Origin of the sequence: uncultured Clostridium sp. (assembly GCF_934754915.1) — a bacterium.
GTDB lineage: Bacteria > Bacillota > Clostridia > Clostridiales > Clostridiaceae > Clostridium.
Map to the genome: position 1 here is coordinate 1 of NZ_CAKVKB010000133.1, position 8,850 is coordinate 8,850.

Consider the following 8,850-nt stretch of genomic DNA (forward strand, 5'->3'; position numbering starts at 1 on the left):
CTTGGAACTATTTCTGAAGTAGAGCGTATTTGTCAAGAGAACAATGTTCGTTGTATCTTTATTACCATTTCTTCTGTTACTGACGAAAGAAAACAAGAAATCTTAGATTTATGTACGTCCACTTCTATACCAACAAAAATCATGCGTATCTTTGTTGGAAATGATGAAAGTAATCATATTTCATTTGAAGATATTGATATTAAGGATTTATTGAACCGTCCTAGTATTGACTTAAAAGTCGATCAGATTGGTTCTTATCTTACGAATAAAGTGGTTTGTGTTACCGGAGCCGGTGGATCTATTGGTTCTGAATTGTGTCGTCAAATCATTCATTTTAATCCTTCTAAATTAATTATGGTGGATATTAATGAAAATGCACTATATATGCTTAAACAAGAATTCTTAGTCATGAAGCGAAAGAAACAAATGAATGATTCCATTCAACTAGAATCTTTAATTGTTTCCATTCGTGAAAGAGAAGAAATCTATAAGCTAATGAAAAACTATAAACCAGATGTAGTTTATCATGCGGCAGCACATAAACATGTACCTTTAATGGAAGACCGTCCTACAGAAGCAATTAGAAATAATATCTTTGGAACGAAGAATGTGATTGATGCATGTTGTGACTGTGGTATATCTCGTTTTATCATGATTTCAACAGACAAGGCTGTAAATCCAACAAACGTAATGGGCGCTACTAAACGTATGACAGAAATGTATATGCAATCAAGAAATACTAAGTGTGGTATTCATATGGCGGCTGTACGCTTTGGTAATGTATTAGGATCTAATGGTTCTGTTATTCCTATTTTTAAAGAACAAATTAAAAATGGTGGTCCAGTCACTGTAACACACAAAGACATAAAGCGTTACTTTATGACTATTCCTGAAGCCGCTCAATTAGTACTACAAGCAGGATTTTATGCGAATGAAAGAGAAATCTTTGTATTAGACATGGGAAAACCAGTCAGAATCTGGGATTTAGCCGACAAAATGATTCGATTAGCAGGTCTCGTACCAGGAAGAGACATTGAAATTCAAGAAATTGGATTGCGTCCTGGAGAAAAGATGTTTGAAGAATTAGCTTTAGAAATGGAAGAATGTCATAAGACGGACAACAATCTAATCTTTGTACACGAAAAGATGGATATTGATTCAAAAGAAGTAGATTCTAAATTAAATAAGCTAAAAGATTTAATGAATCAAACAGATGACAAACTTCAAATCAAAGAAGTCTTAATGGACATGATTAAAGAATAGATATTCAAGCTGGGGTAATCTCAGCTTGTTTTAAATTATCTTACTATATAATTTGGATATGCCAGATAGATAGTGAGTGCAAAGTGAGTATTCCATGGTGGCGGAGCCACCTAATCCATTTGGACAGAGCCATGCAATCCATTGCTCAGAGCCACTAAATCCACTTAGAGAGCCACTATTAATTAAACCATCATTGAATCATTTACTGTTTAAGTAAGCTTATATGGTTTTTATGAAATACTGTCAAATAAAGTTTAAGCGTTTTTGTTTAGGTTAATTCAAATATGGTAAAATAAAAGAAAAAAGTTGATAATTATATGTGGGTGGTTATATGAAGCATAATGAACCAATTAGACAACACTATGTTCCAAAATTGTATTTAGAAAGATTTGCAATATTAAATAATAAAAAATATGAAATATATGCTTATGACAAATCTGAACGAAAGTTATTTAAAACAAAGATTGACAATGTTGCATTAAAAAATAACATTTATACAGATGAAAATCTTAGTGATAAATATTATTTGGAAAAGTATTTTGGTAAAAAAATTGAACCGATAATTGGAAGTTGTATGAGAAAGCTTATTAAAATATGTACAAGTTATAATGTTTTAAATAATGATTATTTAATGTCTGAAGAATTAAAAAATGATTTTTCATATATTATTATTTTTCAACTTTTAAGAGGTAAACATACATTTGAATATGGCTTTAAACTTGCTCCAGTCATCGCAAAGGATATGGAAAAGGAGATAATTCAAGAGCTTGGAAATGTTCAATTATCAATGTTGGATCATATTATAGAAGAAGTGTGTCAGAAAAAATTTGTAAAAAATGTTTTATTAGAACAATTGTTTAATCAAGATAGAATTGATCGACTAGCTGAAGTCTTATTTGAAAAAGCATGGATTATTTATGTTTTTCCTGAAGATTGTTTGTTGACTAGTGATGAACCTGTTATTGTTCGAAATTCAAAAACAGACAAAACCAAGTTATTTAATGTTGGTTTAATAAAGGATCATACTGAAGTATACTATGCGATTACACCTAGAATATTGATTTGTCTCTATGGTGAACAAACATTTTTAAAATGTAGAGATAGAATGATTAGGTATGTGGATGATAAAAAATTTGTCAATTATTACAATAGAATTGTTGTGGAATCATGTAATGCGCAAGTTTATTCTAATAATGAAGAGTTAATCATTTCAACTTTAAAATGTATCAAAAAATAAGATTTCTAATAGGAGAATGATTGGGATGGAAGAAATAATAAAAGCAATATCAAAAATAGAATTTGATTTATTTGTTGTGAATCCACATGCTATTGCTATACAACAAAATGATGGAAGATATATAACAAAATATATTCAATATGATTCTTCGCTTATTGAGAATATGTTGTTGAATAATGGATCTGCGGGTTGTTATCAACAGTCATATGGTAATGGAAAAATAAAGTGGATTTGTTTAGATTTCGATTGTAAAGATAAATCAGCTGATGAAGAAGAGATTACTGATTTATATACTATTATCAAGACGGATTTATTAAGCTATCTTGATGAATTACAAATATCATATCTTACAGAATTTTCTGGACGTCGAGGGATACATGTTTGGATAATTTTTGATTCTCCAGTAGATAAAGAAATTGGTTATTGGGTAATAAAAACTTTGAGTAATAGAGTTAATTTAAATGACAAGTATGGAATTGATTTGTTTCCTCAAACTGATTCATATATTGGCAATCGTGTTGGTAAGCAAGTTAAATTTCCTTTATCAACTCATAAATCAGGTGGTAAATCATTTTTCTTTAAAGAATCTTATGAGCGACAGGATGATTATGATTTAGATTTTTATCGTAATCAATTATCTATTTTAAACGGTTATAGAAGAAATAACATCATAAAAGTATTAGATAAATTAGGTTATACAAATAACACATTGAATTTTAATAAATATAAAAATTTAATTGTGAATGATGAGTATAAAATTGAATGCAATCAAATTATAGACATATTGTCAGAAACAAAGGTATTTAAAGAAATCTTCACAAGATTGGATTATAGTTATTTAGAGAAAAAAGATTGGTATGTATTATTAGGTACTTTATCTCCTTTGAATGATAGTGAATTATTAAAGTCTATTTTTAGAAGAACTATTCAATATGATGAAAAAATAACGAGTGAAAGGATTAAAAATTTAAAAAATCAATATAGACCAGCAACTTTTGAATACCTATATTCTATTTACGATATGGATATTGAAGAAAGTATTGATAAAACGAAAACTGGGCTTGAATATTTAGCAGAAAAACTAAATTTATCATTGGAAGAGAATAATATAATTAAAAATGAACTAGATTTATTAGGTGATTTAGAAGCAACAGTTCGTAAAGAAACTAATTATATGCTTGACAATGATGAGAATCTAGAGATTACTGAATGGATTCGAATTAATGATTTAACAAAATATGATATTCATATATTGAATGAGAAAATAAAACGTATTATTGATTCAGATGATGTAATTCCTTTAAATAATTATTACGTTTATGTTAGAAAAGAATCAAGCACAAAAAAACGTAATATGGTGGTTTTGAATACTGAAGAAAGAATTATTACAACGCAATTGGCTTTAATGATTGCGTATAGACATGGTTCACTTTTAAAATCATATAGTTATAATGTTTCTTTTTTATCTGATACCAATTTATTTTATAATTGGTATACTTCATGGGGAAATTACATTGATAAAATCAAGTCTTATATAGAAATACCTTTTTTGGGAGATTGGGGAGTAATGACAATTGATTTAAAAAATTATTTTGATAATATTGATTTTTTGTCACTTTATCGTGGGCTTTCAGATGGTTTTTCTCTACAAGATAAAAGTATAATGAAAAAACTAATTGATTATAATGAAAGACTAATGAGAAAAGTCAATGATGATAATGTACGTATTGGTATACCTCAGGGACCTGCATACGCAAGAATCATTGCTGAATTATTTTTAAACCGTATCTTAGAAAGAATACCTGAAACAGCAGATACTCTTAAAAAGAATTATGTATTATATCGCTATGTTGACGACATTATAATCTTTTACAAAGAAGATGTTGATGCAGATATTTTAATGCAAAACATAAAAAAATTGTTGTCAAATTACAATTTAAAGACAAATGAAGAAAAAACATATATATATGGCAGAATCGAAGATTTAAGTAATAAGGATATAAACTTAATTTTAAGAAAAGATAGGTTTAATTATAACTTTCAATATTCGGAAACAGATTATTTAAGAGATAAATATGAAAAACGAAGAATCTTTATAGAATGTTTAAAAGATAGTTTTAATATTGATGACGTAAGTTATCTTTTTGGATATAAGACGGATACATACTATACTGAAAAATATTTTTATAAGTATGCAAAAAATATTTTCGAATCTGAATATGGTAGAGGAAGTACTTTTAAAAAGTTTTATAATTATTTGTTTTCAAATAAAGAGTTATTAAATTATGCGCTTGAAAAGGAGCTGCTTTTGCTTATTAAACCAAATTCAATCAATTTTAAAAATTGTATCAGTTGTCTATATTTAAATATATATAATGGTCAGTTAGAAAAATCAATTGTTATTGAAATCTATGATCATTATTTGAAAAAATTAAATTTAGAAGAAATTGACAATTCAGAATATAATATTATTCAAAGTATCAAAAGATGGAGTAAATAAAAATATGCATGTTAATGATGTTGAAAATGAATTAAATCAAATTTTAGAATCTCTGATTTTACCTATCGCTGACGATGACAAGTTGATAAAATTAATAGAAGACTTTTCAAAGTTAAATACACTTGAAATAGATAATTGTAAAGGGATTGCTCTTGATGTGTTTTATCAAATTTCAAGTCTTATCAAAGATGAACAATTAAAAAATGATTGCTTAATAAAAGCTTATAAGAAATCATTTGAAAATATTGTTAATATAGTAAACGAAGAAACTGAAAATTCATCGAGACTCCAGGAAACTGAAAATCCATCAAGATTCCTAGTTTTTAGCTTTTTAAAGGATTTATATAATAACATCTTAGAACAAAATAATTCCTTGTTTGACAAGATGCTACAGGATATGGATGCAATATGTAGTGAACTAGAAACTATACGATATGTTTTTAGAATTCAAAATGATGATGAATCTTTATATTTTCCTATTAGCGAATTATTATTTCATGTATTGCTGAATGATGATTATCATAATGATGTATGGGATGATAAATTAATTTATAAGTTGAGAATTGCTTTAGAAATATTTAAAACAAATAAGTTTAAAGATAAAAAGAAAATTATGGACCAAATGTCAAATGATTATAATATAAAACTTATAGAGTATATGGCAGATATTAAAAATAGTTTTTTAGGTGAGAATGAAGAATGGAAATTGAATCTAAAACATAACAAGGTAATTTGTATCATTAGAAATGAACGTGAAATTTATATTAGACATCCGGATAAGTCATATTTTGATAAGAAAATCTTAAATAAGTATCACATTGCTAATGTGCAAAAGGAAATAAACAATAACGGAAAAGCTATCGCATATTTTGTTGAATTTCAATTAAGTGATGCTGTTAAGTTTATTAGTACAGATGAAATACTAAAAGGAGATGATCTAAAATCTAAATTAGATTTAACTTTTATGCTTTTACAACAAAATGCAAAAAATATATTTTTAAAAAATTCTTTATATATTGATAATGATGAAGTGAAACTAATCAATCCATTTTGTGGTAATGATAATTATTTGATTAATGCTAAAAGAGCATCAAGAGTTAATTCAAATAATTCAAATACAGTGATTGAAAATATACTGAAAAAATATTATCAAAACATGTTAAGGGAAAAAGGACTTGATTTTGTGTTATATGGCTCTCTTGTGGAATTGTTATTGATTAATAATAATTGCAAAAAAGATGCTTTTATGAATTTTGAAAACGATTGTGTTAATCATTATCAAAATGGACTGATTTTAACATGGCTAAAAAGTATACCAACAACCGAAAGAATTAGTGCATTAAGTGAGTTTATCAGTACGTTCACAAAAGATACAGATTATGTAAATAATGATTACAATTTAGACATTGCAAATTTGAAATGGCTCGCTTTTGAACTTCCATGTGAAGAAATATTATCGTGTATTTTAAATGATGATGATAAGGAAATTGTGCTAAATTCAACAAAAGATATTATTAAAAGAAAGAAAAATCGCAACATTTATGTGGATTCCAACAATGAAGAAATTGATGAAAACAAAATTATAAAAAATGATTTGGATGAAAATGATTTGGATGAAGGAGATTGTTTGCATTATCAGGGTAATTACTATTTGAATGATCGATTACAAAAAGGATTAAAAATTCGTGATCTCATAAGAGATATCAATGACAATTTAAATCCATATAAAGAATTCATAGATCCAACTAATATAAAATTACCAAATTTAATTGTTGATAAAATAAAACTACAAGATAATATATTATTGAGTCTGGATGGCGTGGAGTGTAATGATAAAAGTAACCATTATATTAGAATATTAAATCATCTGTTTATTTATGATATAACTGTTAAAAAACAAGAAAATTTTATGAAATTGATTTCTTATCATAAAGTAACAAACTTTAAAGAAGCATGTGCTCAGGTGAAATCAATGCTTAAGCCAAATGTTTTATTTATTCCTAAAGAAAAATATAGTACAGATAATAATTTAACTAGAATATATGAAAATTATTTAAGAGAGGAAAAATTTAGAGAACATTCGTTATATTTACAGGAATTGGCTTTTTATAAGGGCAAATATTGCATTGAGAAAAAAGAAATAAAAAAAATATGTTTTATTTTTGATACTGTCTTGAGCGGAAAACAAACTGTGGATAATTTAAAAAATTACTTTTCTGAAGCAAGTAAAACAAAGGAAGATCGAAGTAATAAATATTATTGTAAAGGTCAAAAAGTTTCAATTAAAGAAATTATGCTGAAAAATAATATAGATAGTGTTACTTGTGTATTTCTTAATTACGCTCATATCGATAAAACAAATATTGATACTAATAATGACAATAATAAGAAAGATAATTCTTGGCAAGGTAAAGTTGACGATTTTTTTAAATCAATAGATGTAAAATACGAAATCGAAAAAATTCATGAGATTGATTTTGGCAATAATAACGCACAAATTTTCAAATTAGCGAAACAATTATATGGCAAAATAGAAATCGATGAAGATAAAGCTTTTTTTCCATTGATTCGAGAATTTAATATGCCAAAAAAAGCTGTGTTTCCAAAAAAATGTATGAAGGATCCTAGATTGATTTCATGTTTGTTTGGATTAAAAAAAGAAATGTAAACATAGAAATGAATCTTAAGTTTTTCTTAAGTAGTTGAGTTAAGAAAGTATTCATTTTATAATTGAATCAATTGAGAGGAAGATTTAATATGTTTTGTAAAAATTGTGGGCACGAAATAAGTGATGATTCTAAGTTTTGTTCAAATTGTGGAACAAAGGTAGAAGAAGAAGGTATTGTTGTACCTGTTGCAGTCGTGGATAAGATTGAAGAAGTAACTGAGAGTAATGTAGAAGAAGCATTAGATACAACTAATGAAGAACAATCTGAAGTTGAAACAAATGATGAAGAATCAGCGAATGAGAATGAATCAACTACACCAGTAAAAGAATGGTACTATGTATCGAATAATGACTCTAAAGGATCATTTAGTGTGGATGAGATGAAGGCTAAGATTACTTCTGGTGAAATCAATGGGAATACTCTAGTATGGAAGGCAAGTATGAAAGACTGGGAAAGACTAGAGAATACAGAATTGAATGAATTTATTTCTACATCATCATCTTCTAATGATTGGTATTATGTAGAGAATAATGATTCTAAAGGTCCTTTTAGTGAATCGGACATGAAAGGATTTATGGATAGTGGTATCTTAACTGGAAATAGTTTTGTATGGAAAACAGGTATGCAAGATTGGGAAAGATTAAAGAATACAGAGCTTGCAGGTAATGAAAGAGTGCATGTAGAACCAAGTTTTTCATATACTACTGGAGTTGTAAAAGAAAAAAGTATTGGACTATGTGTAGTATTAAGTATAGTTACTTGTGGAATCTATGGTATTTATTGGCTATATACAATTGCACATGACTTAAATGATTTATGTGAAAGTCAAAACCAAGAAAAAGGTGCTGAACCAGGACTTGTTGTAGTACTTGGTATTGTGACATGTGGAATCTACTTACTATACTACTTATGGAAAGCTGGCAAGATGGTATCAAGTCTTACAAGAAGTAATGGACATCATCCTAGTGACGACAGTATTGTATTAATGGTATTATCTATACTTCAATTATCTTTAGTATCCTATTGCATCCTTCAGAGTCATATTAATGGTTTCGCAAAAGACTAAATATTTAGGAATAGTTCTCACACTATTCCTTCTTTTATTAGTAAGCGTCAAATAGAGCCCATATTAAAAGATCCGATTTGAAATGATACAATGTCATTGTCAATCGGATCTGTTC

Annotated in this window: 5 protein-coding genes; all 5 read left to right on the forward strand. The window is 27.3% G+C overall.

Annotated elements, in window-relative coordinates; translation table 11 throughout:
- Positions 1-1,263: nucleoside-diphosphate sugar epimerase/dehydratase (locus Q0F58_RS15220; RefSeq protein WP_294378365.1), on the forward strand; the 1,263-nt coding region annotated here is incomplete at its 5' end.
- A gap of 331 nt (positions 1,264-1,594) precedes the next feature.
- Positions 1,595-2,500: a DUF4238 domain-containing protein gene (locus Q0F58_RS15225; RefSeq protein ID WP_294378368.1), complete on the forward strand. Its 906-nt coding sequence runs from the start codon at positions 1,595-1,597 to the stop codon at positions 2,498-2,500.
- Positions 2,501-2,525: 25 nt separating this feature from the next.
- Complete coding sequence (locus Q0F58_RS15230) at positions 2,526-5,000, forward strand: reverse transcriptase domain-containing protein (RefSeq protein WP_294378370.1); 2,475 nt, start codon at positions 2,526-2,528, stop codon at positions 4,998-5,000.
- Positions 5,001-5,004: 4 nt separating this feature from the next.
- Positions 5,005-7,668 carry a hypothetical protein gene (locus Q0F58_RS15235; RefSeq protein WP_294378373.1) on the forward strand — a complete coding sequence of 888 codons (2,664 nt, stop codon included), beginning with the start codon at positions 5,005-5,007 and terminating at the stop codon, positions 7,666-7,668.
- A gap of 89 nt (positions 7,669-7,757) precedes the next feature.
- Entirely contained in the window at positions 7,758-8,735 is a 978-nt protein-coding gene (locus tag Q0F58_RS15240) for a GYF domain-containing protein (RefSeq protein WP_294378375.1), read from the forward strand.
- The last annotated feature ends 115 nt before the right edge of the window (positions 8,736-8,850 follow it).